Source organism: Streptomyces sp. NPDC025638 (assembly GCF_055558775.1).
Genome location: NZ_JBVHLX010000011.1, coordinates 227527 through 252457 on the forward strand (window position 1 = coordinate 227527; position 24931 = coordinate 252457).

The following is a 24931-nucleotide window of genomic DNA, read 5'->3' on the forward strand; positions in this document are numbered from 1 at the left end:
CCTCCGAACTTGAAGCAGTCCAGTTGCTGTCTGCGCAACATGATTCAGGTTGCGCAACTCAATGTGCCTGGCTCCGAGGAGGGGTGTCAAGGGGGTGCAGTACGTCGGTGAACAGCCCGGAAACGGGAGCGGGAGCGAGGCCGGACGCGACGGGGCCCGGCGGGCGGTGACTGCAGCCTGCCGGGCTTCGAGAAGGTTTTCGCCCCCGCCGCCCCTACCCGTCCCATCGCTGGGGGCCGCCGCCCCCAGCCCCCGCTTCGGCCCGAACGGCCTCGTCCTCAAACCCCGGACAGGCTGGAGGAATCAGCGCGTCCCGGGTCTGACAAGCGGGGCATGACAGGGTCGCGGGGCAAGCCCCGCGAGGTGTGTTGCAGGGGAACGCAGCCCCTCCCGAAGGAGGCTGCAGCGGACGCATTTGGCCAAGCCCCGCGAAGAGCACATGCCGCACCCCCGCCGGCGGTACAGGAAACACAGCGCCCGCCAGGCGCCGTCGGCCGAACCCCGCGAAGGCGCGAGGGCCAGGCCCCGCGAAAAACACACGGGACACCCCCGCCGACAGAAGCCCGGCAGAGCACGCAGTCGAAGCTCGTCCACGAACAAAGTCGACGCGGCCCCGCCAGGGACCGCAAGCCGAACCCCACCAGGACACGGAGGCAACGCGCCGCGACGTGTCCAGGGGACACAGCCCCGTCGAAACCTCGGGCCAAGCCCCGCCAGGGACCGCAGGCCGAACCCCAGCAGGGTACGGAGGCACCCCCCTCACGAAAGAGCGCACGAGACGCCAGCCCCGCCGGGAGTCGCAGGCCAAGCCCCGGCAAGGGTGCAGGGGGCGCAGCCCCCGCCGGGACCCTCGGCCCAAGCCCCGGCAGGGCACGGGGGCGAACCCCGCGCCGGATGTAGGGGACGCCGCCCCCGGCGGGATCCACAGGCGGAGAGCCGGCAGGGGATACAGGCACCCCAGCCCAGACCACAAGCCAAACCCCGGCAAGGTACGCAGGCGATGCCCCGCCAGCGGTGCAGCGGGCAGAGTCCCCGCTGGGAACCGCGAGCCGAGCCCCGGCAGGGCACGGAGGTAAAGCCCCACCAAGGGTGGGGGGACCCAGCCCCGCCAGCCCCGCCAGGACCGCAGGCGGAACCCCGGCGGAGTACGGAGGCCCCCCACGAAGAGCACACGGGACGCCATCCCCACCGGGAGCCGCGGGCGGGACCGCGCGAGAGGTACAGGCGGCCCAGCCCCCACCAGCGGCCGCAGGCCGAACCGGAGCAGGGCACGCAGGCCAAGCCCCGGCAGGGGTGCAGGGGACGCAGTTCCCGCCGGGGGTGAGGGGGCGGAGCCCCTGGGGATGGGATGGGTAGGGGCGGCGGGGGCGGAAGAACCGCGCCGCCCCCCTGCCCCTCCATCCACCCGCCGAAGAGCCCCGGCTCTACTTCAGCCAGGCATCCACCTTGTCGCGGTTCGCCTCCACCCACTTCTTCGCCGCTGCCTCGTCGGACAGCTTGTCCACCGCGATGTACTTGGCCACCGTGTTCTGGTCGTCGTTCGTCCAGTTGAACTTCTTCACCAGGTCGTACGCCGGGCTGCCGGACTTGGCGAACTTCGCGCTGACGATCTTGTCCAGGTTGTAGACGGGATAGTCGCACGCGACCTTGGCCGCATCCGCGTCGCAGCCCGTCTTGTACGCGGGCAGGTTGACCTTCACCAGCGGGACCTCGGACAGGAACCACTGCGGCTCGTAGAAGTAGCCGATCACCCACTGCTTGTTCTTCTCAGCCGTGCGGAAGGCCTGGATGAGCGCGGTCTCGCTGCCCGCGTACACCACCTTGTAGTCCAGCTTCAGGTTCTTCACCAGCGCCGCGTCGTTGGTGACGTACGACGGGTCGCCGTCGAGCAACTGGCCCTTGCCGCCCGACTCGGACGTCTTGAAGTTGGACGCGTACTTGTTGAGGTTCTTGTAGTCGGTGATGTCCGGGTGGGCCTTGGCCAGCCACGGCGGCACGTACCAGCCGATGATGCCCTTGTTGCCGGTCTGCCCGGCGGCCACGGCGGTCTTCTGCTGGGTGATGTACTTCTTCTTCAGATCGTCGTGGCCCCAGTTCTCCAGGACGGCGTCGACCTCACCGGTCCCGAAGCCCTGCCAGGCGATCTCTTCCTTCAGGTCCTTCTTGTTGACCGTACAGCCGAGGTCGTGCTGCGCGACGTACGCGACGACCGCCGCGTCCGCCTCGTAGCCCACCCACGGGTTGACCGCGAGATTGAACGTGCCGCACTTGCCGCCCGAGCTCTTCGATCCGCCCGACGACGAACTGTCGCCGACCTTCGCCCCTCCGCAGGCCGTGAGGGTGAGGCCGAGGACGGCCAGGCCGGCCGCGCCGGCTCGCCAGTGTCTTGCCATGGTGTCCTGCTCCTTATGCCCTGGTGCGTCGCGCCGCAGCCTGAGTGATCCGGTCGAACATGACTCCGAGCAGTACGATGGCGAGTCCCGCCGCCAGTCCCTTCCCGTACAGCTCTCCCTGCGAGAATCCGGCCACGACGTCGTAGCCGAGGGCGCCGGCCCCTACCAGGCCGCCCACAACAACCATCGACAGCACGTAGATCAGACCCTGGTTGGTCGCGAGAGTCAGGGCGCTGCGTGCCATCGGCAGTTGGACCTTGGTGATGATCTGCCAGGTGTTGCACCCGGCGGAGGAGGCCGCCTCCACGGTGGTCTCCGGTACGTTCCGCACCCCGTCCGCGATGATCTTGATCGCGACGGGCGCCGCGTAGACGACGGCCGCGACGATGGCGGTGAAGCGGGTGGCGCCGAAGAGCGCGAGGAACGGCACGAGATAGACGAACGGCGGCATGACCTGCGCCGCGTCCAGCGTGGGCCGGACGACCCGGTCGACCAGCGCGCTGCGGCCCATCCACACGCCGAAGGCGATGCCGAGCAGCATCACCAGTACGGTCGCCACGACGGTCGAGGCCAGCGTCGTCATGCTGTCCGACCACAGGCCCGTGCCGACCAGCAGGCCCACGCACACGGCCGCGGTCACCCCGGCGCGCCAGCCGCCGAGCACCACGCCGAGCCCCACCAGGGCCGCCGCGACCAGCCACCACGGGGAGTCGGTGAGCAGGGTCTGGAACGGGTTGAGCAGACCGTTGGTGATGGCGTCCCGGAAGGCGTTGGTGATGCCCGACAGATGGTCCTGCATCCAGGTGGTGGCCGTGTCGGCCGCGCTCGCGATGTTGCTTCCGGTGCTGCCCTCGCCGGGGAACTCGGCCGCCCAGATGTAGGTGTGCGAGAGATAGACCAGGACGGCCGCGGCGACTGCGCCCGCCGCCAGCAGCGGTCGGCGCCACTTCAGGAAGCGGTCGCCCGAGCGCCGGGCCGCCTCGTCGCGTGCGGCCGCCGCCGTGGTGACCCGGTCCAGGACGATGGCCATGACGACGATGGCGAGACCGGCGTTGAAGGCCGTACCGACGTCGAGCGACTGCAGTGCCTGCACGACGGTCTTGCCGAGTCCGGGAGCGTCGATCAGGGCGGCGATGGTCACCATGGCCAGGGCGGCCATGATGGTCTGGTTGATGCCCATGACCACGGTGCGCTTGGACAACGGCAGTAGGACCTTGACCAGTTGCTGCGAGCGCGTGGTGCCCAGCGAGTCGGCCGCCTCCGCGGTGGTCTCCGGTACGGAGCGGATGGCGTGCGCGGTGATGCGGATGGCGGGCGGTGCCGCGTAGATCACCGTGGTGATGGTGGCGGAGGCGCCGCCGATGAGGAAGAACAGGGTCAGCGGGGCGAGGTAGACGAAGGTCGGCATCGTCTGCATGAAGTCCAGGAAGGGCGTCATGATCCGGTTGAACCGGTCGGAGAGGCCCGCCCATACGCCGAGCGGGATGCCGATGAGCAGGGCCACGAAGACCGCCGACAGGGTCAGCGACAGTGTGTCCATGCTCTCCTGCCACAGGCCCTGCAGCCCGAGGAAGGTGAAGCCGGCCACGGCCAGCAGGGCGACCCGCCAGTTGCCCACGGCCCAGGAGACGTAGCCGGCGAGTCCGACGACGCCGAGCCAGCCGATCTGCGGGACCGGACGGCCGTCGGTGGGCTGGGAGATCAGCGACTGGATGAAGGTCACCAGGTGGTCGATGACCAGGCGGATCTCATTGAAGAAGTAGAGGAAGAGCGGGTTGGAGTCGCGGTTGGCGCCGATCGTGTCGTTGACGTCGTTCAGCCAGCGGTGCAGACCCGTGAGGTCGGCGGCGGCGAGGGTCAGTGTCTGCCGGCCGCGCAGCGCGGCGAACAGCACCAGCCAGACGATCAGGATCGCCGCCAGCACCATGGGCCGGCTGACCTTCTTGCGCAGGGGCGCGACCGGCGCGGTCGCGTCGGCGGCGACGGCCATCACGCACCGCCCTGCTGTCCGGCGACGACGGCGAGGATCTCCTCGTCGCCGACGATCCCGAGCAGTTTGCCGTTCTCGACGACCTTGACCGGCTTCTCGGCGGCCAGCACCGCGCGGGTGGCCTCGCGCACCACGACGTCCGGGCCCAGTTCGGGTCCGTCGAGGGCGTCGTCGGGCTCGGCCGGGCGCATGATCCAGCGCAGGGTGAGGACGTCGCCCCGTGGCACGTCCTGGACGAAGTCCCGTACGTAGTCGTCGGCGGGGGCCCCGACGAGTTCGTCGCCGGTGCCGCACTGGACCATCTTGCCGTCGCGCATGATGAGGATGCGGTCGCCGAGCTTGAGGGCCTCGGAGAGGTCGTGGGTGATGAACACCATGGTCTTGCCGACCTCGTGGTGCAGCCGGATGACCTCGTTCTGCATGTCGCGGCGGATCAGCGGGTCGAGCGCGGAGAACGGCTCGTCGAAGAAGAGGACGTCCGGGTCGCCGGCGAGGGCGCGGGCGAGGCCGACGCGCTGCTGCATACCGCCGGAGAGCTGGTCGGGGTAAGAGTTCTCGTATCCGGCCAGGCCGACCAGTTCGACGACCTCCATGGCCCGCTTGGTGCGCTCCGCCTTGCCCATGCCGCGGATCTCCAGACCGAAGGCCACGTTGTCGACGACCCTGCGGTGGGGCAGCAGACCGAAGTGCTGGAAGACCATGGAGAACTTGTTGCGCCGCAGTTCGCGCAGCCGCCTGGGGTCGGCGCCGCGGATGTCCTCGCCCTCGAAGACGATCTCGCCCGCGGTGGGTTCGATCAGCCGGGTGAGGCAGCGCACCAGGGTGGACTTGCCGGAGCCGGACAGACCCATGACGACGAAGACCTCACCGGGCGACACCTCGAAGTTCACATCGCGCACGGCGGCGGTGCATCCGGTGCGGTCCATGAGCTCGCGGCGGGTGAGGCCGCACAGTTCCTCGGAGTCCGGCACCTGGTCGGCCTTCGGCCCGAACACCTTCCACAGCCGGCGCACGGAGATGACCGGGGTGCGGTCCTCGGGGTCCTGGGACGTGTCGCGCCGCTGCGACACCTCGGTCTGTGCTGGGGTCACGATCGACCTCTCTTCGGCGTTCAGCCGCGGAACCAGTGCTGCGGCCGGGGTTGGATGTTCTGCCAGACGTGCTTGGGCTCTCGGTATTCGTCCAGACCGGTCGGTCCCAGCTCCCGGCCCACGCCCGAGTGTCCGAACCCACCCCATTCCGCCTGCGGCACGTAGGGGTGGTAGTCGTTGATCCACACCGTGCCGTGGCGCAGCCGGCGCGCGACCCGCTGGGCCTTGCCCGCGTCCTGCGTCCAGACGGCTCCGGCGAGTCCGTATTCCGTGTCGTTGGCGATCCGGACGGCGTCGTCCTCGTCGCCGAACCGCTCGACGGTGAGCACGGGACCGAAGGACTCCTCGTGCACCACGCTCATGTCCTGCCGGCACTCGTCGAGGACGGTGGGCGGGTAGTAGAAGCCGTTCGCCAGCGCGGGGTCGTCGGGGCGCTCGCCGCCGCAGCGCAGTACGGCGCCCTCGGCAAGGCCCGCCGCGACGTACGCCTCGACCTTGTCCCGGTGCTGTGCGGAGATCAGCGCACCCGTCTCGGCCTCGGCGTCGAAGGGCCCGCCGAGACGGATCTGCCGGGCGCGGCGTACGAGTTCGTCGACGAAGGCGTCGTGCAGGCTGTCCTCGACGATCAGCCGGGCGCCGGCCGAGCAGACCTGCCCGGAGTGCAGGAAGACCGCGGTGAGAGCGAAGTCCACGGCGGTCTCGACGTCCGCGTCGGCGAAGACGACGTTCGGGTTCTTGCCGCCGAGCTCCAGCGCGACCTTCTTCACCGTCGCGGCGGCGGTGGCCATGATGTGCCGTCCGGTCTGGAGGCCTCCGGTGAACGACACCATGTCCACGGCCGGGTCCTCGGCCAGCGGCGCGCCGGCCTCGGCTCCGGCGCCCAGCACCAGATTGGCGGCGCCGGCCGGGAGTCCGGCCTCGTGCAGGGCCCGCATCAGCAGGATCGAGGTGGAGGGCGTCAGCTCGCTGGGCTTGAGCACGATCGTGTTGCCCGCGAGGAGGGCGGGGGCGACCTTCCAGGAGGCCTGCAGCAGCGGGTAGTTCCACGGGGTGATCAGTCCGCAGACGCCGACGGGCTCGTAGGTGACCCGGCTGAGGGCGTCGTCACGGCCGGTGTCGACCACCCGGCCGGCGCTGGTGCCGGCGATGCCGCCGTAGTAGCGGAAGCAGGAGACGACATCGGCGATGTCGTACTCGCTCTCCACCAGACGCTTGCCGGTGTCGAGCGACTCGGCGCGGGCGAACTCCTTGGCGTCGCGCTCGATGAGGTCGGCGGTGCGCAACAGCAGTGCGCCGCGCTCACGTTCGGGGGTGTGCGGCCAGGGGCCCTCGCCGAAGGCCCGGCGGGCCGCGGCGATCGCGGCCCCGGTGTCGGCGCGGGTCGCTTCGGACACCGTCGCCACCAGCGTGCCGTCCGCCGGACAGCGGATCTCCCGGTGGCCTCCGGCCACCGCTTCGCACCATTCTCCGTCCACATACAGGTCTGCCACGAGCGGAGCCCTTCGACCGAAATTCGTTGCGCATCGTGCATCGAATTGCTTGTGGGGGAACCCTGACCGACGCACAGAGATACGTCAAGGGGTCCCGACGTTTTCGCAAGGGCCGAATGTCCCTCTCTTGACCGCCGACAGTCCCAGGCTGAACTATGTTGCGTATCGCTCACCCAGTTGTGTATTACGCATCAACGGAGGCCTGCGTATGTCCCCTAGACCGCAATCCGGCCGTGAGTACGTCCTCACCCTCTCCTGTCCCGACCGGGCCGGACTGGTCCACGCAGTGAGCGGCTACCTCGTCAGGAACTCGGGAAACATCCTGGAGAGCCAGCAGTTCGACGACCGGATCCAGGGCCGCTTCTTCATGAGGGTCCACTTCGACGTGTCCGATCCGGACACCCGCCTGGAACAGTTGCGTTACCGATTCGGCCCCGTCGCCGAGGCCTACGGGATCTCCTGGACCCTCCGGGACGCCGCGACGCCGACGCGGACGCTCATCATGGTGTCCCGGTTCGGACACTGCCTGAACGACCTGCTCTTCCGCTGCCGCACCGGCGCCCTCAACATCGAGATCCCGGCGATCGTCTCCAACCACCGTGACTTCGAGTCCCTGGCAGAGACCTACGGCATCCCCTTCCACCACATCCCGGTGACCCGGGAGACCAAGCCCGAGGCGGAGGCACGCCTGCTGGAGCTGATGCGGGAGCTGAACGTCGACCTCGTGGTGCTGGCCCGCTACATGCAGGTCCTCTCCGACGACCTGTGCAAGGAGCTGGAGGGCCGCGCCATCAACATCCACCACTCCTTCCTGCCGAGCTTCAAGGGCGCCAAGCCCTACCAGCAGGCGTACGAGCGAGGGGTGAAGCTGGTCGGCGCGACCGCGCACTATGTGACTCCGGAGCTGGACGAGGGCCAGATCATCGAGCAGGACGTCGTCCGGGTGGACCACTCCCTCGACCCGGACGACCTGGTCACGGTCGGCCGCGACGTGGAGGCACAGGTCCTGGCCCACGCGGTGAAGTGGCACACGGAGAGCCGCGTGATGGTCGACGGGAACCGCACGGTGGTCTTCCGCTGAGCGGCGGCGCGCGCGCACCGGGCGGGGCTGGAATCACCGGATTCCAGCCCCGCCCGGGCGTTCGTATAAAGGTGCCGGCACTCAGCCGAGCCGGTCGAGCAGGGCCCGGCGCCACCTCTCCGTCTCCGCGACCTGGTTGAACGTGAAGACGTGAAGGCCCGCCACGCCCGCCGAGGGCGCGGCCAGCGCGTCCGCGCCGCGCTCCAGGAGCCGCTCGGGCACATAACCCCCGGGCGCCGCGAACCGCAGGAACCACGACGCGTGTCTGGTCAGGAAGCGTGTGGACTCCCCCACCCCGATCTTCGTCGCCATGGACAGCAGCTTCGCGCGCTGCACGGGCCCGGCGACGCCCACATACAGAGGCAGCGTGACGCCACGGCACCGTATCCGGGCGATCCAGTCACCCAGCACGCGCGGATCGAAGCACAGATTGCTGACGATGTACGTGGCGTGCGCGCGCTTGTCCCACATCGCCTGGATGGTGATGTCGTCGTGGATGAGCGGATGGCTCTCCGGGTATCCGGTGATCCCCAGCCGTGCGAAGGGGCTGCCCAGTTCGCTCAGTCTGCGCAGCGCGGGCAGCGCCCCGTCGTACGGCCCGGCAGGCGGGTCGGCGTCGCCCGCGGGGACGAAGACGTCGTCGACGCCCGCCGCGAGCAGCCGCTCGACCGTGTCCTTGACGTGCGTGTCGTCCCGCAGCAGCCGCGCGGGCACATGCGGCACGACCCGGTAGCCGTGCGCCGTGAGCCGCTCGGTGAGGCCGAGCGTCGGCTCCAGGCCCTTGACCGGTGACGCCGTGACGGTGACGACGACGTCGCGCGGGACATGGGCGAGGACCTTCTCCTCCGTCGCCCTCGCCGGCAGCACCTCGTAGCGGACGCGGTCCAGCAGCGTCCGCAGGGCCTCGGCACCCAAGGCCTACCCGGCCTGCTTCTGGGCGTCGCGGTGGCGGTAGTAGGCGGCCTTGGAGGGCGCCGCCGGCTCCTTGCCGAGGATGAGGTCGGCCGCCTTCTCCGCAATCATCATCACCGGCGCGTAGATGTTGCCGTTGGTGACGTAGGGCATGACCGAGGCGTCGACGACCCGCAGCCCGTCGAGGCCGTGCACCCGCATGCTCAGCGGGTCGACCACGGCCATCTCGTCGGTGCCCATCTTGCAGGTGCACGAGGGGTGCAGGGCGGTCTCGCCCTCCTTGGCGACCCAGGCGAGGATCTCCTCGTCCGTCTCGACCGAGGGACCGGGCGAGACCTCGCCGTCGTTGTACGGGGCGAGCGCGGGCTGGTCGAGGATCCGGCGGGCCACACGGATCGCCTCGACCCACTCCCGGCGGTCCTGCTCGGTGGAGAGGTAGTTGAAGCGCAGCGCCGGGTGCTCGCGCGGGTCCTTGCTCTTGATCTTCACGGAGCCGATGGCGTCGGAGTACATGGGCCCGACGTGCACCTGATAGCCATGGCCGCCGGCCGGCGAGGAGCCGTCGTAGCGGACCGCGACGGGCAGGAAGTGGAACATCAGGTTGGGGTAGTCGACGTCCTCGTTGCTGCGCGCGAAGCCACCGGCCTCGAAGTGGTTGGTGGCGGCCGGGCCCTTGCGGAACAGCCACTGGAGCCCGATGAAGGGGGCGCGCCACTTCGCCATGTACGGCTGCATGGAGACGGGCTGCTTGCAGCCGTACTGGACGTACACCTCCAGGTGGTCCTGGAGGTTCTCGCCGACGCCCGGCAGGTCGTGCACGACGTCGATGCCGAGGGCGGCCAGTTCGGAGGCGTTGCCGACGCCGGAGAGCTGGAGCAGCTGCGGGGAGTTGATGGCGCCGCCGCACAGGATGACCTCACGGGCCCGCACCTGCTGCGGCGCGCCGCGTCCGCGCCGGTACTCGACGCCGACGGCGCGCTTGCCCTCGAAGAGGACCCGGTTGACGAAGGCGCGGGTCTTCACGGTGAGGTTGGGCCGCTTGCGGACCGGCTTGAGGTACGCCTTGGACGCCGAGAGACGCCGTCCGCGGTGGACATTCCGGTCGAACTTCGCAAAGCCTTCCTGTCGATAGCCGTTGACGTCGTCCGTGGGCGCGTAGCCCGCCTCCTCGGTGGCCTTGAGGAACGCGCCGAACAGGGGGCTGGTGGCGGGGCCGCGCTCCAGGACGAGAGGGCCGTCGTGACCGCGGAACTCGTCGTCGGGGTCGGCCGCGAGACAGTTCTCCATGCGCCGGAAGTACGGCAGACAGTGGGCGTAGTCCCAGGTCTCCATGCCGGGGTCGGCGGCCCAGCGCTCGTAGTCCATGGGGTTGCCGCGCTGGAAGATCATGCCGTTGATGCTGCTGGAGCCGCCCAGCACCTTGCCGCGGGCGTGATAGACGCGCCGGCCGCCCATGTGGGGTTCGGGCTCGGACTCGTACTTCCAGTCGTAGAAACGGCTGCCGATGGGATAGGTCAGCGCCGCGGGCATGTGGATGAACACGTCCCAGGGGTAGTCCGGCCGCCCCGCCTCAAGGACCAGCACCCGGTTCGCCGGGTCGGCCGAGAGGCGGTTGGCCAGTGCGCTGCCGGCTGATCCACCGCCGACGATGACGAAGTCGTAGTGCAGGGGAGCCATGGTGCCTCGTCTCGCTCGCTCGCGCTGTCAATACGCGAGGCATGCTAATACGGGTGTCGCTATACGCACCAGGTTGCGAACAACGCAACTTGCAGGCTCCGCGTTTCCGCACAGTTACTTGCAAGACTGTTGTTTACTGCGCGTATAGTTTCGCTATGAGCAACTACAGTCCAGATACCGAAACAAACGGTGCGCCGGCCGGCGGGGTGCAGTCCGTCGACCGTGCCATCAGCGTCCTGGAGATCCTGGCCCAACGCGGCGAGGCGGGCGTCAGTGAAGTGGCCGCCGAGATCGATGTTCACAAGTCCACCGCGTTCCGGCTGCTCGGCGCCCTGGAGGCGCGCGGGCTGGTGGAGCAGGCGGGCGAGCGTGGCAAGTACCGGCTCGGCTTCGGCATCGTACGCCTGGCCGGTGCCGTCACGGGGCGCCTCGACATCACGCAGCAGGGCCGCCCCGTCTGCGAGCGGCTCGCCGAGGAGATCGGCGAGACGGTGAACATCGCCGTGATGCAGGAGCACTACGCGATCAACCTCTACCAGGTGCGCGGCCCGGCCGCCGTCGCCGCGCACAACTGGGTCGGCGAGCTGACCCCGCTGCACGCCACGTCCAGCGGCAAGATCCTGCTCGCCCATCTGCCGGCCCAGGAGCGCGCCGCGCTGCTGTCGGAGTCCGGCCTGAAGAAGATGACCCCCCACACCCTGACGGCCAAAACGAAGCTGGAGAAGAACCTCGCCGAGGCCCGCGAGCGGGGCTACGCCGCCACGCTGGAGGAGCTGGAGATCGGACTCCACGCCATGGCCGCACCGGTGCGTGACCGGGACGGCGAGGTGATCGCCGCGATCAGCGCCTCCGGGCCCGCATACCGGTTCACCGAGCAGCGCATGCACGAGCTGGCCCCGGTGCTCCTCAAGGGCGCGGAGGAGATCAGCCACCGGATGGGCTACCTGGGCTGAGCGGCCCGCACCTGCTCCGGACCTGGGGCCGGAGCGCAGGCCGCGGGCCCACGCCCTTGCGTCACTCCGGCCGGTGCGTGCCGAGGCGCTCGTGCACCCAGTCGTGGAAGGCGCCGATGTGGTGCTCGCTGGGCACGAGGACACCGCCCTTGGCGTACAGCCGTGAACTCATGCCGGGCTGGGTGCGCTCGCAGGCGTCGAAGTCCTGGCGGTTGACCCGGTCGAAGAGCTCCACCGAGCGGCTGACGTCCTTGCCGCTCTCCACCACCCCGGGCAGATAGAGCCAGTCGCACTCGACGATCGTGCGGTCGACGGCCACCGGGTACATACGGTGGAAGATCACATGGTCGGGCACTAGGTTGATGAAGACCTGCGGCTTGACGGTGATCGCGTAGTAGCGGCGGTCCTGGTTCTGGGACACGCCGGGGATGCGGTCCAGGCCCTCGGAGCCGTCGACCGTGAAGCCCTGGACCTCCGCACCGAACTCGGCGCCGTGGCCCACGTAGTACTGGGCGGCGTAGCCGTCGGCGAACTCCGGGAGCACCTCGGTCAGTTCGGGGTGGATCGTGGCGCAGTGGTAGCACTCCATGAAGTTCTCGATGATGAGCTTCCAGTTCGCCCTGACGTCGTAGACGATCCGCTTGCCCACCGCGAGGTTGTCGATGTCGTAGTGCTCGATCGACTCCACGTCCCCGAGGCGGGTGACGACCTCGCCGAGGACGTCCTCCTCGAAGGAGGGCGGGTTCTCCGCCAGACAGACCCAGACGTAGCCGAGCCATTCGCGCACCGCCACGCCCACCAGTCCGTACTCGGTGCGGCCGACGTCGGGCATCTTGGTGAGGTTGGGCGCCGCGACCAGCTTGCCGTCGAGGTCGTAGGTCCAGGCGTGGTACGGGCACTGGAAGGCGCGCCTGACCTCGCCGGTCTCCTCGGTGCAGAGCTTGGCTCCGCGGTGCCGGCACACATTGAAGTAGGCGCGGATCGAGTGGTCGCGCGCCCGGGTGACGAGGATGCTCTCGCGGCCCACGTCGACGGTGCGGAAGGCGCCGGGCTTGGGCAGATCCGAGGCTCGGGCGACGCAGAACCACATCGTCTCGAAGATGCGCTCCTGCTCCTGGGCGAAGATGCCCGGATCGGTGTAGGAGGAGCCGGGGAGGGTGGCGATCAGGCTGTCCGGCAGGTTTGTCGAGGTCACGCTGCACTCCTCGGGAAACGTCGTGGATCGGTCATTCACCCGCCGGGAAGAGCGACTTCGGACGGCGTTGGGTATCGGGCGTTGTGTGTGGTCAGGGCGCGGCGGCGCTGAGCTGCTTGCGCCAGCGGGTGAACAGCCGGGGCTGGTTCATCCCGAGTGCGGCGACCGGCCGGCCGGCGCGCCGGTAGACGGCCAGGAAGCTGCGGTCGTCGGTGGCGCCGTCCTCGACCGTGACGCTGTCGGCCCCGGCGGCGTGGCCGACGAACTGGATCTTCACGCCGTACTGGTCGGACCAGAAGTACGGCGGCCGGGGCACGCCCGGTTCCGTCGCGCCGTACGCGAGCAGCGTGGCCACGGCGGCATCGGGGCGTTCCAGCGCGCCGGTCCAGTGCTCGACGCGACGGTGGGTGCCGGTGTACGGGTCGTACCAGTTGGCGCAGTCGCCCACGGCGACCACACCGGCCAGGCTGGTGCGGCCGTCGGCGCCGCACTTCACTCCGTTGTCGAGCTCGACGCCGGATCCCTCCAGCCAGTCGACACAGGGGCGCGCCCCCACCCCGACGACGACCGTGTCGGCGGGCACGCTGCGGCCGTCCTCCAGCAGTACGGCGTCGACGCGCCGCTCCCCGCTCAGGCCCTTGACCCCGACACCGCACAGCAGCCGTACGCCGTGGTCGGCATGGAGGGCGGAGACGATGCCGCCCATGACCTCGCCGAGCGGCCCCGCCAGCGGTGTCGGCGCCGCCTCGACGACCGTGACGTCGAGTCCGAGCGCGTACGCGGTGGAGGCGACCTCGGCGCCGATGAAGCCGCCGCCGATCACCACCAGGCGCCCGCCCCGGGCCAGTTCGTCGCGCAGGCCGCGGGCGTCGTCCAGGGTGCGCAGGACGTGCACGCCCGCGAGGCCTTCGGAACCGGGGAGCGTGCGCGCGGCGGCGCCGGTCGCGAGGACCACGCCGTCGGCCCGGATCTGGCTGCCGCCGGCGAGCCGGATCGCCCGCTCGGTGCGGTCGAGGCCGGTGGCGCGGGTACCGAGCACCCACTCCGCCGCCAGGTCCTCGTCGTCCCGCTCCAGCGCCAGATCCGCTTCGCCGATGGCGCCGGTCAGGAACTCCTTGGACAGGGGCGGCCTGTCGTACGGGCGGTGCGGCTCGTCGCCGATGAGGACGAGCCGTCCGTCGTACCCCCGCTTCCGCAGCGAGCGCGCGGCCGACAGACCGGCCAGCGAGGCGCCCACCACGGCGACGGTCCTCACGCGGGGCCTCCGGCCAGGCGGGAGGCGACGCAGGGCGGCAGGTTGGGAGCCTGTGTGGACACCCGCACATGGATCATGCCGTCCTCGACGACGACCTCGTGGGTGCGGACCGGGAGCTTGGCCGGCGGGGCATCGACGGCACCGGTCCTCAGGTCGAACTTCGAGGCGTGCAGCGGGCATTCCACCTCGCAGCCCTCCAGCCAGCCGTCGGCGAGCGAGGCGTCCTGGTGGGTGCAGGTGTCGTCGATGGCGAAGAGCTCGCCGTCATCGGTGTGGAACACCGAGACCGGCGGGTCGATGTCGAGCCGGTGGGCCTCGCCTCGCGGCAGATCCGCGAGTCGGCACGCGGGAATCATCATGACACCTCGGTGCGTATAGCGAAACGGATTGCGATTAGCGCAACGCCAGTCTGCGGGCCGCGCTGAACCCTTGTCAAGGTGTCCAGGGGCCGGTTCGAGGCGGTTGCGAGGGCCTGTTTCCGGGCATGCCGAAGCACCCCGGACAACAAGGCTGAGCAGGCGGAACGGGCGCCGCACAGGGGGTGCGACGGCGGTCAGAAGCCGCGGTCGATCCACTCCTGGAGGTGCGGCGCCTCGGCGCCGATGGTGGTGGTGTCCCCATGGCCCGTATGGACGACGGTCTCGTGCGGCAGCGCGAGCAGGCGCTCCCTGATCGATTCGATGATGGTGGGGAAGTCGCTGTACGACCGTCCCGTCGCCCCCGGCCCGCCCGCGAAGAGCGTGTCGCCGCTGAAGAGCGCCATGAGGTCGGGCGCGTACAGACAGACGGCTCCCGGCGCGTGACCGGGGGTGTGCAGCACGGTCAGCAGCGTCCCCGCGACCGTGACGGTCTGCCCGTCGGTCAGTTCACCGTCCGGCGCCCGCTCGGGGTGGGTCTGCTTCCACAGCGGCAGATCGTCGGCGTGCAGCAGGATCGGGGCGCCGGTGCGGGCGGCCAGCTCGGGTGCGGCGTCGATGTGGTCGTTGTGGGCGTGGGTGCACAGGATCGCGCGCAGGGCGCGTCCGCCGAGGGCCTGGACAACGGCGTCCGCGTCATGGGCGGCGTCGATGACGACCGCCTCGCTGTCGTCGCCCACGATCCACACGTTGTTGTCGACGTCCCAGGTACCGCCGTCCAGGGCGAACGTCCCCGAGGTGACGAGGCGTTCGATGCGCGCGGCGGCCATCAGAAGACCACCACCGAGCGCAGGACGTCACCGTGGTGCATGCGCTCGAAGGCCTTCTCGACCTCGTCCAGGGCGATGGTCTCCGTCACGAACGCGTCGAGGTCGAGGCGGCCCTGCAGATGCAGGTCGATGAGCATCGGGAAGTCGCGGGAGGGCAGGCAGTCGCCGTACCAGGACGACTTCAGCGACCCGCCCCGGCCGAAGACGTCCAGCAGCGGCAGTTCCAGCTTCATCTCCGGGGTGGGCACGCCGACGAGCACGACCGTGCCGGCCAGATCGCGGGCGTAGAAGGCCTGCCGGTACGTCTCCGGCCGCCCCACCGCCTCGATCACCACGTCCGCGCCGAAGCCGCCGGTCAGCTCACGGACGGCCTCGACCGGATCGGTGTCCTTGGAGTTGACCGTGTGGGTCGCGCCCAGCTTCCTGGCGGTCTCCAGCTTGCGGTCGTCGATGTCCACGGCGATGATCCTTGCCGCCCCGGCGAGCCGCGCTCCGGCGATGGCGGCGTCCCCGACGCCTCCGCATCCGATGACGGCAACACTGTCACCGCGTCCGACGTTGCCGGTGTTGATCGCGGCGCCGATGCCCGCCATCACCCCGCACCCCAGGAGCCCGGCGACGGCAGCGGACGCCGCCCGGTCCACCTTGGTGCACTGCCCGGCCGCGACCAGCGTCTTCTCGGCGAAGGCCCCGATGCCCAGGGCGGGCGAGAGCTCCGTGCCGTCGGTCAGGGTCATCTTCTGCCCGGCGTTGTGCGTGTTGAAGCAGTACCAGGGCCGGCCGCGCAGACAGGCCCGGCACTGGCCGCACACCGCTCGCCAGTTCAGGATCACGAAGTCCCCGGGCGCCACCTCAGTGACCCCTTCGCCCACCGACTCCACCACGCCGGCCGCCTCGTGCCCCAGAAGAAAGGGAAAGTCGTCGTTGATGCCGCCCTCGCGGTAGTGCAGATCGGTGTGGCAGACGCCGCAGGCCTCGACCTTGACCAGCGCCTCCCCGGGACCGGGGTCGGGCACGACGATCGTCTCCAGGCTGACAGGGGCGCCCTTGCCCCGCGCGACAACGGCACGAACCTGGTGGGTCATGGCCACTCCTCGGCTGGTACGAGTCGGGATGTTGCTCATTACGGCACACATCTCACGTGTCGCAACACAGCATCGTGGAGCACCGTGCCCCGGTCAAGGATCGGGATGCGCCTCTCGCAAACGGAAACCCGGGCAAGGCCCGGAACGCCCCGTGCCTACGATTCCGGTATCGGGAAGGGGATCGAATGGACGGGGATCGCATGGACCGGGACATCCGCACCGTGGAGGACGTACTCAGGCTCCTGGACGGCCTGTTCGCGTCGGAGGCCGACCGCTGGACCGCCCGGGGGGCCTCCTGGTGGGACCGTTTCTATGCGGACCGGAGCAAGCCGGTGCCGTTCTTCGCGACGAAACCGGACGAGAATCTGGTCTCGTACCTGGACCGCGGCCTGATCGGCCCGGGTCGCGCCCTGGACCTGGGGTGCGGCCCGGGCCGTAACGCGCTGCATCTCGCCTCGCTGGGCTTCGAGGTGGACGCGGTCGACCTCTCCCCGGCGGCCCTCGCCCGGGCCCGCGACCGTGCCCACGAGACGGGTGCCGCCGTCCGCTTCCACTGCGGCGACGCCTTCGCCTCGACGGGGGCCGCGCTCGACGGCCCGTACGACCTGATCTACGACTCCGGCTGCTTCCACCACCTGCCGCCGCACCGCCGCATCAGCTATCTCGCCCTCCTGGACCGGCTCCTCGCACCCGGCGGCCTGTTCGCCCTCACCTGTTTCGCGGCCGGTGCCATGGGGTCCGAGCTGTCCGACACCGAGCTGTACCACCGCTCCAGCCTCCAGGGCGGCCTCGCCTACACACCGGAGTCCCTGCGCTGGATCTTCTCCGACCTGACGGTTGTCGAGCTGCGCCGCATGCGCGACGAACCCTCCGACTCCCCCCGCTTCGGGGAGCCCTTCCTCTGGACGGCACTGTTCCGCCGCGACGCGCAGCCCTGCACGGCCGCGGACTGATGGTCGATCCGATGACCGCTCTCGCTGTCGATCCGGGACGATGGCGGTTACCTGCCGGGTAATCGCCCACGCGGCCACGCCATGACACGATCTTCGGTGTACGGAGCCCGACCGACCAACCGGAAGGACACCATGCCCGCCTACGCGATAGCCCACCTCCAGGAAGCCACCCCGCACCCGGAGATCGCCGAGTACATCGAGCGGATCCCCGCGACCTTCGAGCCGTACGGCGGCCGCTTCCTCGTGCACGCCACACAGCACGAGGTGAAGGAGGGCAGCTGGCCGGGGCACGTGGTGGTGATCGCCTTCCCCGGCATGGCCGAGGCGCGGGCGTGGTGGGCCTCACCCGCGTACCAGGAGATCGCACCGCTGCGCTCCCGCCACATCGAGGGCGACATCATCCTCGTCCCGGGCGTCCCGGAGGACTACGACCCGGCAACCACCGCCAAGGCGATGCGCGAGGCGATGGCCGCCGAGTAGCCGAGGGATCATCCGGGGGCCCGACCCGGCCCCCGCTCCCGTGAGTTCAGACGCGGTCCAGCGGCCGATGCGGTTCGTCCGGCAGTTTTGCCTCGATCGTGTCGCCCGGGCGCACCACACCGCCCTGCTTCACGATGCTCATGATTCCGGCCTTGCGCACGACGTTGCCGGCGTCGTCGCGGCCGACGACCCGCTTCAGCAGCCCCTGGCGGAAGTTGTCGATCTGTACGCACGGGTTGCGCAGGCCGGTCACCTCGATCACCGCCTCCTCGCCGATGCACAGCAGGGTGCCCACGGGCAGGCTCAGCAGGTCGATGCCACGGGTGGTGACGTTCTCGCCCAGCTGACCGGGCGCCACCTGGAAACCCGCCTCACCCACCTCGTCGAAGAGTTCCTCGTGAATGAGGTGGACCTGGCGCAGATTCGGCTGCGTGGGATCGACCGCGACGCGCGAGCGGTGCTTGACGGTCACCCCGGCGTGCACATCTCCCTCCACACCGAGCCCGGCGAGCAAGGTGATGCTCGCGCGGTTCGGCTTCGTGAACGAGTACTGACCGTTGCTGCTGACCGCTGCCACGATTCCGTTCAACTCCGGACCCCCTCCTCGAAGTGTCGACCTTCAAGACCCTAACCACATCCCGTGGCCAACTCCCTTCTTTCAATTCTTACTTCATCTCTTGACGAAAGTGGTCCAGACCTTTAGGTTCACCGGTCAGCCCCGCCTCACGAGTGCGCCTTGCGTTCACAGGATGAACGCGGCCCCTGGCGCCTCCACCCCCACGAAAGGCCGTCCCCCGCCATGGCCAGACCGCTTCCACTCCCCGCTGTCTCCGCATACCTAGCCGTAGCCGCGCTCACCCTCTCCACCGGCCTCCTCACCGCCTCCCCGGCGCAGGCCGCCACCGGCACGATCACCGGTCTCGCGGGCAAGTGCCTCGACGTCGCCGGGGCCAACTCCGCCGACGGCACGGCCGTCCAGCTCTACGACTGCAACGGCACCGCCGCCCAGCAGTGGACCGTCGGCACCGACGGAACCCTTCGCGCCCTCGGCAAGTGCCTCGACGTCACCGGCAATTCGACCGCGAACGGCGCCAAGGCCCAGCTGTGGACCTGCACCGGCGGCCCGAACCAGAAGTGGACGGTCACCGCGGCGCACGACATCGTCAGCCCGCAGGCGGACAAGTGCCTGGACGTGACCGACAACTCATCGGCCAACGGTGCGCGGGCCCAGATATGGAGCTGTACGGGCGCGGCCAACCAGAAGTGGACCGCGCCCGCCGCGGGAGGGACCGGTCCGTCCGCGCCGATGGCCGTGGCGCCGTACCTCTACAACGGCTGGGGCAGCCCGCCGAGCCCCACCACCATCACCAACGCCACCGGCGTGAAGTGGTTCACGCTCGCCTTCGTCCTCAGCAACGGCTACTGCAACCCCCAGTGGGACGGCAGCCGCCCGCTGACCGGCGGGGTCGACCAGCAGACCGTCAACACCGTGCGGGCGAACGGCGGTGACGTCATCCCGTCCTTCGGCGGCTACAGCGGCAACAAGCTGGAGAGCTCCTGCTCCAGCGCGGGCGAACTCGCCGCCGCCTACCAGAAGGTCGTCAACGCCTACGGTCTCAAGGCGATCGACATCGACCTGGAGGCCGACGCCTACAGCAACCCGACGGTGCAGCAGCGCACCGTGGACGCGCTCAAGACCGTGAAGGCCGACAACCCCGGTCTGAAGGTGTACATCACCATCGGCACCGGGCAGAGCGGGCCCGACACCAGCCTGATCAACCGCGCCGCGTCCGCCGGTCTGACCGTCGACGCCTGGGCCATCATGCCGTTCGACTTCGGCGGGGCCGGCCAGAACATGGGCAACCTCACCACGCAGGCCGCCGAGGGCCTCAAGAACGCGCTGAAGAACGCGTACCACTACAGCGACGACCAGGCCTACCGGGACATGGGCATCTCGTCGATGAACGGCATCACCGACCAGAACGAGACGGTCACGGTCAACGACTTCCGGACCATCCTCGCCTACGCCCAGCAGCACCACCTGGCGCGGCTCACCTTCTGGTCCGCCAACCGCGACCGCCCCTGCACCGGCGGCCCCGCCGACAGCTGCTCCGGGGTGGGCCAGTCCGCCTGGGACTACACACGGGTCTTCGCCGCCTACACCGGCTGATCCCCCGACTCCCCCACCGGCCATCCCTTCAGGCTAGGAGAACCCGTGTTCCGCCTCCCGCCCCCCGCTTCCCCGCGCCGGCGCAGATTCCTCGCGGCCGCGCTGGCCGCCACGGCAGCCGCGGCACTGCTGACGGCGGCGCCCTCGCACGCGGCGGCCGCCGCGCTGCCCACCGGCTTCGCCACCGTCATCAACGCGGCGAGCGGCAAGTGCCTCGACGCCAAGGCCGCCGGCACCGCGAACGGCACCGTCGTCCAGCAGTACGCCTGCAACAACTCGGGCGCCCAGCAGTGGAGTTTCACCGCCACGAGCGACGGCTACGTCCGGATCAACAACCACAACAGCACCAGCCAGGTCGTGGACGTCACCGACGTCTCCACCGCCGACAACGCGCCCCTCCAGCTGTGGAGTTACGGCGGCGGGGCCAACCAGCAGTGGCTGCCCGTGGACGAGGGCGGCGGCGCCTACCACTTCGTCAACCGCAACAGCGGCAAGTGCCTCGACGATCCCGCGGCCTCGACCGCCGACAGTGTGCAACTGGTGCAGTACACCTGCAACGGCACCGCCGCGCAGCGCTTCCAGGTGGTCCCCGTGACCCAGTCCCCGAGCGACCCGGACCTCGGTCCGAACGTGGTCGTCTTCGACCCGTCGATGTCGTCGTCGACGATCCAGAGCAGGCTCGACACCATCTTCCGCCAGCAGGAGACCAACCAGTTCGGCTCCCAGCGCTACGCCGTGATGTTCAAGCCGGGCACCTACAGCGCCGACGTCAACGTCGGTTTCTACACCCAGGTCCTGGGGCTCGGTCTGACGCCCGACGCGGTGTCGGTCAACGGTGCGGTGCATGCCGAGGCCGACTGGTTCCAGGGCAATGCCACCCAGAACTTCTGGCGTGGTGCGGAGAACCTGTCGGTCAACCCGGCGAGCGGCGGCGACCGCTGGGCCGTCTCCCAGGCGGCGGCCTACCGCCGTATGCATCTGCGGGGCAACCTCGCCCTCGACGACGGCGGCTGGTCCAGCGGCGGCTATCTCGCCGACAGCAAGGTCGACGGCCAGGTCGACTCCGGCACCCAGCAGCAGTGGCTGACGCGCAACTCCCAGCTGGGCAGCTGGACCGGCTCGAACTGGAACATGGTCTTCGTCGGCAGCCAGGGCGTACCTGCCACCAGCTTCCCCAAGCCGCCCTACACGACGGTGGCCCAGAGCCCGGTCACCCGTGAGAAGCCGTTCCTGTACGTCGACGGCGCTGGCGCGTACCAGGTGTTCGTACCGTCGGTCCGCACCAACTCCACGGCGACCAGCTGGGCGGGCGGCAACCCCTCCGGCACCTCACTGCCGCTGAGTCAGTTCTATGTGGTCAAGCCCGGCGCGACCGCCGCACAGATCAACGCGGCCCTGGCGGCGGGCCAGAACCTCCTGGTCACCCCGGGCGTCTACCACCTGGACCAGACCCTGAAGGTGACCCGCCCCGACACCGTCGTCCTGGGCCTCGGTCTCGCCACCTTCGTCCCCGACAACGGGGTCACCGCGATGACGGTCGCCGACGTCGACGGTGTGAAGATCGCGGGCTTGCTGTTCGACGCGGGCACGACCAACTCCTCGACCCTCGTCGAGGTCGGCCCGACCGGCTCGTCCGCCTCCCACGCGGCCGACCCGACCTCGCTGCACGACGTGTACTTCCGCGTCGGCGGCGCGGCCGTCGGCAAGGCGACCACGAGCCTCGTCGTCAACAGCGACAACGTCATCGGCGACCACATGTGGATCTGGCGCGCCGACCACGGCAGCGGCGTCGGCTGGACCAGCAACACCGCCGACACCGGACTGGTGGTCAACGGCGACAACGTGACGATGTACGGCCTGTTCGTCGAGCACTTCCAGAAGTACCAGACCGTGTGGAACGGCAACGGCGGCCGCACGTACTTCTACCAGAACGAGATGCCGTACGACCCGCCCGGCCAGTCGGCCTGGATGAACGGCTCCACCCAGGGCTACGCCGCCTACAAGGTCGCCGACTCCGTCACCAGCCACCAGGCCTACGGCCTCGGCAGCTACTGCTACTTCAACGTCAACCCGAGTGTGACGGCCGCGCGCGCGATCGAGGCCCCGAACACCGCGAACGTCCGCTTCACCAGCATGGTCACCGTCTCGCTCGGCGGCACGGGCACCATCTCCCACGTCGTGAACAACACCGGAGGTCCGTCCAACTCCACGACCAATGTGGCCAACCTGACCAACTACCCGTAGACCGGACGGGGCCGGGGCAGGACGTCCCGGCCCCACACGGCACTCACGCGCCCCGGGTCACATCTGCGCAGGAGTGTCACACAGACTGCACACAGCCCCGCGAAAGCCTCGCTAGCGTTGCTGATCGATCGATTCCCACGTGCGAACACGACCAGGTCGCGGCCGAGCGGGCCGACGGCGCAGCCAACCCAGGAAGACCGCAGATGGACTACTGCTCCTCGTGTCGTCGGCATCTCAACGGCGCCCTGGTGTGTCCCGGATGCGGTGCCTATGCGCCGGACATAGCCCCGCCCTCGGCTCTGCGTCCCGCCGTGCCGTCGTGGGAGAACCCGGCCGCCGCCCACGGTCGGCCGGACTTCGGCCCCGGTGACACGGCACCCGTCGCGGCTCCTGCGGACGAGATCGCGGCCGAGGCGGCACCCCCCGCGCCGCAGGGCCGGGCCGCGCGGCGCCGCCAGCTGGCCCGGTGGAAGAAGAACAAGCGCCGCGCCGCCGTCGCCACGGCCGTCGCGATCGTGGGCGGCGGCCTGACCGTGGCCTCCCTGGACCGTCACTCCGCCGACCGGGCACAGGCCGCCACGGCACCGGAGAACAACCCGACCGGTTCCGCCCAGGAACCGACTGTGGAGCAGACCCGCCCGGCGTCGACGCCGCCGCCCGGCAGGCATCGGTCCGCGCACCCCACGCTCCCCGCACAGCCGCTCACCGCCAACGCGCCGCACCAGCAGTCCGCCGCCGCACCGGATCCCACCTCGCCGACGATCACGCGTCCGGACGCCGCCACCACGCCCCGGCCGGCGACTACATCGGCCCCGAAGGCGCGGGCCGCCTCTCCGGCCACCGGCACCGCGACCACCGGCGACACCGGCACGACGGCTCAGCAGCCGTCCACGCCGGCACCCACGAAGACCGGCGGCAGCGGCTCGGGCACCTCGCAGACAAGCCCCTCACCGGCGGCGACCTCGCCGTCCGAGCTGTGCCTCCTCGTGGTGTGCATCGGCTGAACTGGGCGCCTCCTTCTTGCTCAGGAAGCGCTTGAGCCGTGTCCGGGGCCAGGTGTTGATCACGTCGTCCTTGGTGAGCCAGCCGCGCTGTGCCGTGCCCACGCCGTAGCGCATGTTCGCCAGGTGGAGGGCAGCGTGGGCGTCGCTGTCCACGGCGAACTTCACCCCGTACCGCCGGGCCCGCAGGATGTCCTCGTCCCGCAGGTCGAGCCGGTGGGGGTGGGCGTTGATCTCCAGGGCGGTGCCGGTGCGCGCGCAGGCGGCGAAGATCTCGTCGAGGTCGGCGTCGACACCTGGCCGTTTGCCGACGATACGGGTGGTGGGGTGGCCGATGATGTTGACGTACGGGTTCTCACAGGCCCGTACGATCCGGCGGGTCATCGCCTCGCGGCCCTGGTTGAAGTGCGAGTGCACCGAGGCCACGCACAGATCGAAGCCGGCCAGGAACTCGTCCGGCCAGTCCACCTCGCCGTCCGGGTCGATGTTCAGCTCCACACCGTGCAGCAGCCACATCCCGCCCCGTCGCCCCCGCGCGCCGTAACCGTCGAGCTCCCGTACGCGCTCGCGCTGCGCCAGCATCCGCTCGTCGGTCATGCGCTGCATGTACAGGTTCGGTCCGTGATCGGTGATCGCGTAGTAGGCGTAGCCGCGCTCGGCGGCCGCCGCGACCATCTCCTCCAGCGGGGCGAGACCGTCGGTGAGGTCGGTGTGCGTGTGCAGGTCGCCCCGGATGTCCGCCTCGCTCACCAGGTCGGGCAGTTCGCCGCGCAGCCCGGCCTCGATCTCCCCGCGGTCCTCGCGCAGTGTCGGCGGGATCCAGGGCAGGCCGAGCCGGGCGTAGACGTCCTCCTCCGTCTCGGAGACGATCCTCTCTCCGCTCTCGGCGTCGAAGAGCCCGTACTCGGAGAGCTTCAGGCCCTGGTGCACGGCCAGTTCCCGGGTACGGATGTTGTGCGCCTTGGAGCCGGTGAAGTACTGCAGCGCGGCTCCCCAGGAGTCCGGCGGGACGACGCGCAGATCGACGGCGAGGCCCTTGGTGGTGCGGATGGACGTCTTGGTCCCGCCGTGCGCGATGATCTCGGTGACGTACGGCAGCTCGGTGAACGCCCGCATGAGCGGCGCCGAGTCCTCGGCCGTGGCGAGGATGTCGATGTCGCCGATGGTCTCGCGGACGCGACGCAGTGAGCCGGCGTAGGCGCAGCGCCGGCAGCCGGTCACCTCGGACAGCGCGCCGGTGATCTCCTCGGCGAGGTCCGTGGCGACGTCGAGCAGGACACGGTCCCCGGTGGAGTGCAGCAGTTCTATGCCGTGGAGGATGTTCTCCTCCGTTCGCGGTCCGAAGCCCTTGAGATCGCGCAGCCGCTCGGCGTGGATGGCCTCGGTGAGCTCGTCGACCGACGAGATGCCCAGCTCCTCGTAGAGCAGGAACGCCTTTTTCGGTCCGAGGGTGGGAATGGCGGTCAACTGCCGCACTCCGGCCGGGATCCGCGCGCGTAGCTCTTCCACGGCGGAGATGCTGCCGGTGCGGAAGTACTCGACGACCTTCTCGGCGATCGACTTGCCGACGCCGGGGATCTCCCGCAGGCCCTTGACGTCTAGGTCACGGACGTCGGCGTGGTGGCCGCCGATCGCGCGGGCAGCCTTCTCGTAGACGCGTGCCTTGAACGCGTCTCCTCCGGTGATCGAGATCAGGTCGGCGTACTCCTGGAGCAGCGCGGCGACCTCGTCATTGGACCGGGCCACTCCTCCAGGGTAGGCACGGTCGTCCTACC

The 24931-nt window shown here is 69.9% G+C and carries 20 protein-coding genes; 7 read left to right on the forward strand and 13 right to left on the reverse strand.

Annotated elements, in window-relative coordinates; all coding sequences use genetic code 11:
• Positions 1 to 1424: 1424 nt before the first annotated feature.
• The 4 genes from ACZ4EG_RS27660 to ACZ4EG_RS27675 are packed head-to-tail and all read right to left on the reverse strand — an operon-like array spanning position 1425 to position 6964.
• Positions 1425 to 2393, reverse strand: a complete 969-nt coding sequence (locus ACZ4EG_RS27660) for an ABC transporter substrate-binding protein (protein ID WP_467792509.1) — start codon at positions 2391 to 2393, stop codon at positions 1425 to 1427.
• Between the two features lie 13 nt (positions 2394 to 2406).
• Positions 2407 to 4383 (reverse strand): ABC transporter permease, encoded by a 1977-nt coding sequence (locus ACZ4EG_RS27665; protein ID WP_453555716.1) that lies wholly within the window; start codon positions 4381 to 4383, stop codon positions 2407 to 2409.
• A complete protein-coding gene (locus ACZ4EG_RS27670; protein ID WP_453555718.1) occupies positions 4383 to 5474 on the reverse strand; it encodes a quaternary amine ABC transporter ATP-binding protein in 1092 nt (363 codons plus the stop codon). Before ACZ4EG_RS27670 ends, ACZ4EG_RS27665 begins: the two co-directional genes overlap by 1 nt.
• 20 nt (positions 5475 to 5494) lie before the next feature.
• A complete protein-coding gene (locus ACZ4EG_RS27675) occupies positions 5495 to 6964 on the reverse strand; it encodes an aldehyde dehydrogenase family protein (protein ID WP_467792510.1) in 1470 nt (489 codons plus the stop codon).
• A gap of 208 nt (positions 6965 to 7172) precedes the next feature.
• On the opposite strand from ACZ4EG_RS27675, the gene purU reads away from it, so the two are divergent.
• Positions 7173 to 8045, forward strand: a complete 873-nt coding sequence (gene purU, locus ACZ4EG_RS27680) for a formyltetrahydrofolate deformylase (RefSeq protein ID WP_363295663.1) — start codon at positions 7173 to 7175, stop codon at positions 8043 to 8045.
• A gap of 81 nt (positions 8046 to 8126) precedes the next feature.
• Here purU and ACZ4EG_RS27685 read toward each other — a convergent pair whose 3' ends face one another.
• Positions 8127 to 8960 (reverse strand): methylenetetrahydrofolate reductase, encoded by an 834-nt coding sequence (locus ACZ4EG_RS27685; RefSeq protein WP_467792511.1) that lies wholly within the window; start codon positions 8958 to 8960, stop codon positions 8127 to 8129.
• A 3-nt stretch (positions 8961 to 8963) separates the two neighbouring features.
• On the reverse strand, positions 8964 to 10634 hold the full coding sequence (gene betA, locus ACZ4EG_RS27690) for a choline dehydrogenase (RefSeq protein ID WP_467792512.1): 1671 nt from the start codon (positions 10632 to 10634) through the stop codon (positions 8964 to 8966).
• A gap of 155 nt (positions 10635 to 10789) precedes the next feature.
• Between betA and ACZ4EG_RS27695 the strand changes: the two genes are divergently transcribed.
• Entirely contained in the window at positions 10790 to 11587 is a 798-nt protein-coding gene (locus ACZ4EG_RS27695) for an IclR family transcriptional regulator (protein ID WP_453555727.1), read from the forward strand.
• A gap of 61 nt (positions 11588 to 11648) precedes the next feature.
• On the opposite strand, the gene ACZ4EG_RS27700 is transcribed toward ACZ4EG_RS27695, so the two are convergent.
• From ACZ4EG_RS27700 to ACZ4EG_RS27720, 5 genes are all read right to left on the reverse strand, one after another.
• Complete coding sequence (locus ACZ4EG_RS27700; protein WP_453555729.1) at positions 11649 to 12782, reverse strand: aromatic ring-hydroxylating oxygenase subunit alpha; 1134 nt, start codon at positions 12780 to 12782, stop codon at positions 11649 to 11651.
• A 91-nt stretch (positions 12783 to 12873) separates the two neighbouring features.
• Positions 12874 to 14037 (reverse strand): NAD(P)/FAD-dependent oxidoreductase, encoded by a 1164-nt coding sequence (locus ACZ4EG_RS27705; protein ID WP_467792513.1) that lies wholly within the window; start codon positions 14035 to 14037, stop codon positions 12874 to 12876.
• Complete coding sequence (locus ACZ4EG_RS27710) at positions 14034 to 14396, reverse strand: bifunctional 3-phenylpropionate/cinnamic acid dioxygenase ferredoxin subunit (RefSeq protein WP_453555733.1); 363 nt, start codon at positions 14394 to 14396, stop codon at positions 14034 to 14036. Before ACZ4EG_RS27710 ends, ACZ4EG_RS27705 begins: the two co-directional genes overlap by 4 nt.
• Before the next feature lie 194 nt (positions 14397 to 14590).
• On the reverse strand, positions 14591 to 15223 hold the full coding sequence (locus tag ACZ4EG_RS27715; protein WP_453555734.1) for an MBL fold metallo-hydrolase: 633 nt from the start codon (positions 15221 to 15223) through the stop codon (positions 14591 to 14593).
• Positions 15223 to 16308: an S-(hydroxymethyl)mycothiol dehydrogenase gene (locus ACZ4EG_RS27720; RefSeq protein ID WP_453555736.1), complete on the reverse strand. Its 1086-nt coding sequence runs from the start codon at positions 16306 to 16308 to the stop codon at positions 15223 to 15225. Before ACZ4EG_RS27720 ends, ACZ4EG_RS27715 begins: the two co-directional genes overlap by 1 nt.
• A gap of 200 nt (positions 16309 to 16508) precedes the next feature.
• On the opposite strand from ACZ4EG_RS27720, the gene ACZ4EG_RS27725 reads away from it, so the two are divergent.
• Complete coding sequence (locus tag ACZ4EG_RS27725) at positions 16509 to 17261, forward strand: class I SAM-dependent methyltransferase (RefSeq protein ID WP_467792606.1); 753 nt, start codon at positions 16509 to 16511, stop codon at positions 17259 to 17261.
• A gap of 132 nt (positions 17262 to 17393) precedes the next feature.
• Positions 17394 to 17741: a DUF1330 domain-containing protein gene (locus ACZ4EG_RS27730; RefSeq protein ID WP_467792514.1), complete on the forward strand. Its 348-nt coding sequence runs from the start codon at positions 17394 to 17396 to the stop codon at positions 17739 to 17741.
• Positions 17742 to 17787: 46 nt separating this feature from the next.
• Here ACZ4EG_RS27730 and ACZ4EG_RS27735 read toward each other — a convergent pair whose 3' ends face one another.
• Complete coding sequence (locus ACZ4EG_RS27735) at positions 17788 to 18318, reverse strand: MOSC domain-containing protein (protein ID WP_467792607.1); 531 nt, start codon at positions 18316 to 18318, stop codon at positions 17788 to 17790.
• Positions 18319 to 18540: 222 nt separating this feature from the next.
• Between ACZ4EG_RS27735 and ACZ4EG_RS27740 the strand changes: the two genes are divergently transcribed.
• The 3 genes from ACZ4EG_RS27740 (at position 18541) to ACZ4EG_RS27750 (ending at position 23159) form a co-directional block, all read left to right on the forward strand.
• Positions 18541 to 19911, forward strand: a complete 1371-nt coding sequence (locus ACZ4EG_RS27740) for a lectin (RefSeq protein WP_467792515.1) — start codon at positions 18541 to 18543, stop codon at positions 19909 to 19911.
• 45 nt (positions 19912 to 19956) lie between these two features.
• A complete protein-coding gene (locus ACZ4EG_RS27745) occupies positions 19957 to 22155 on the forward strand; it encodes an RICIN domain-containing protein (RefSeq protein WP_467792516.1) in 2199 nt (732 codons plus the stop codon).
• Between the two features lie 203 nt (positions 22156 to 22358).
• Complete coding sequence (locus tag ACZ4EG_RS27750) at positions 22359 to 23159, forward strand: SCO2400 family protein (RefSeq protein ID WP_467792517.1); 801 nt, start codon at positions 22359 to 22361, stop codon at positions 23157 to 23159.
• Here the strand turns inward: ACZ4EG_RS27750 and polX are convergent.
• Positions 23103 to 24902 carry a DNA polymerase/3'-5' exonuclease PolX gene (gene polX, locus ACZ4EG_RS27755; RefSeq protein WP_467792518.1) on the reverse strand — a complete coding sequence of 600 codons (1800 nt, stop codon included), beginning with the start codon at positions 24900 to 24902 and terminating at the stop codon, positions 23103 to 23105. The two genes, ACZ4EG_RS27750 and polX, sit on opposite strands and share 57 nt — an antisense overlap.
• Positions 24903 to 24931 lie beyond the last annotated feature (29 nt).

What these genes read in the sequence shown, in the direction of transcription:
- ACZ4EG_RS27740 (WP_467792515.1), top strand. Translation starts at nt 18,541, where the DNA reads ATGGCCAGACCGCTTCCACTCCCCGCTGTCTCCGCATACCTAGCCGTA.
- ACZ4EG_RS27715 (WP_453555734.1), bottom strand. Translation starts at nt 15,223, where the DNA reads ATGGCCGCCGCGCGCATCGAACGCCTCGTCACCTCGGGGACGTTCGCC.
- ACZ4EG_RS27725 (WP_467792606.1), top strand. Translation starts at nt 16,509, where the DNA reads ATGGACCGGGACATCCGCACCGTGGAGGACGTACTCAGGCTCCTGGAC.
- ACZ4EG_RS27695 (WP_453555727.1), top strand. Translation starts at nt 10,790, where the DNA reads ATGAGCAACTACAGTCCAGATACCGAAACAAACGGTGCGCCGGCCGGC.
- betA (WP_467792512.1), bottom strand. Translation starts at nt 10,634, where the DNA reads ATGGCTCCCCTGCACTACGACTTCGTCATCGTCGGCGGTGGATCAGCC.
- ACZ4EG_RS27750 (WP_467792517.1), top strand. Translation starts at nt 22,359, where the DNA reads ATGGACTACTGCTCCTCGTGTCGTCGGCATCTCAACGGCGCCCTGGTG.
- ACZ4EG_RS27665 (WP_453555716.1), bottom strand. Translation starts at nt 4,383, where the DNA reads ATGGCCGTCGCCGCCGACGCGACCGCGCCGGTCGCGCCCCTGCGCAAG.
- ACZ4EG_RS27720 (WP_453555736.1), bottom strand. Translation starts at nt 16,308, where the DNA reads ATGACCCACCAGGTTCGTGCCGTTGTCGCGCGGGGCAAGGGCGCCCCT.
- ACZ4EG_RS27710 (WP_453555733.1), bottom strand. Translation starts at nt 14,396, where the DNA reads ATGATGATTCCCGCGTGCCGACTCGCGGATCTGCCGCGAGGCGAGGCC.
- ACZ4EG_RS27730 (WP_467792514.1), top strand. Translation starts at nt 17,394, where the DNA reads ATGCCCGCCTACGCGATAGCCCACCTCCAGGAAGCCACCCCGCACCCG.
- ACZ4EG_RS27660 (WP_467792509.1), bottom strand. Translation starts at nt 2,393, where the DNA reads ATGGCAAGACACTGGCGAGCCGGCGCGGCCGGCCTGGCCGTCCTCGGC.
- purU (WP_363295663.1), top strand. Translation starts at nt 7,173, where the DNA reads ATGTCCCCTAGACCGCAATCCGGCCGTGAGTACGTCCTCACCCTCTCC.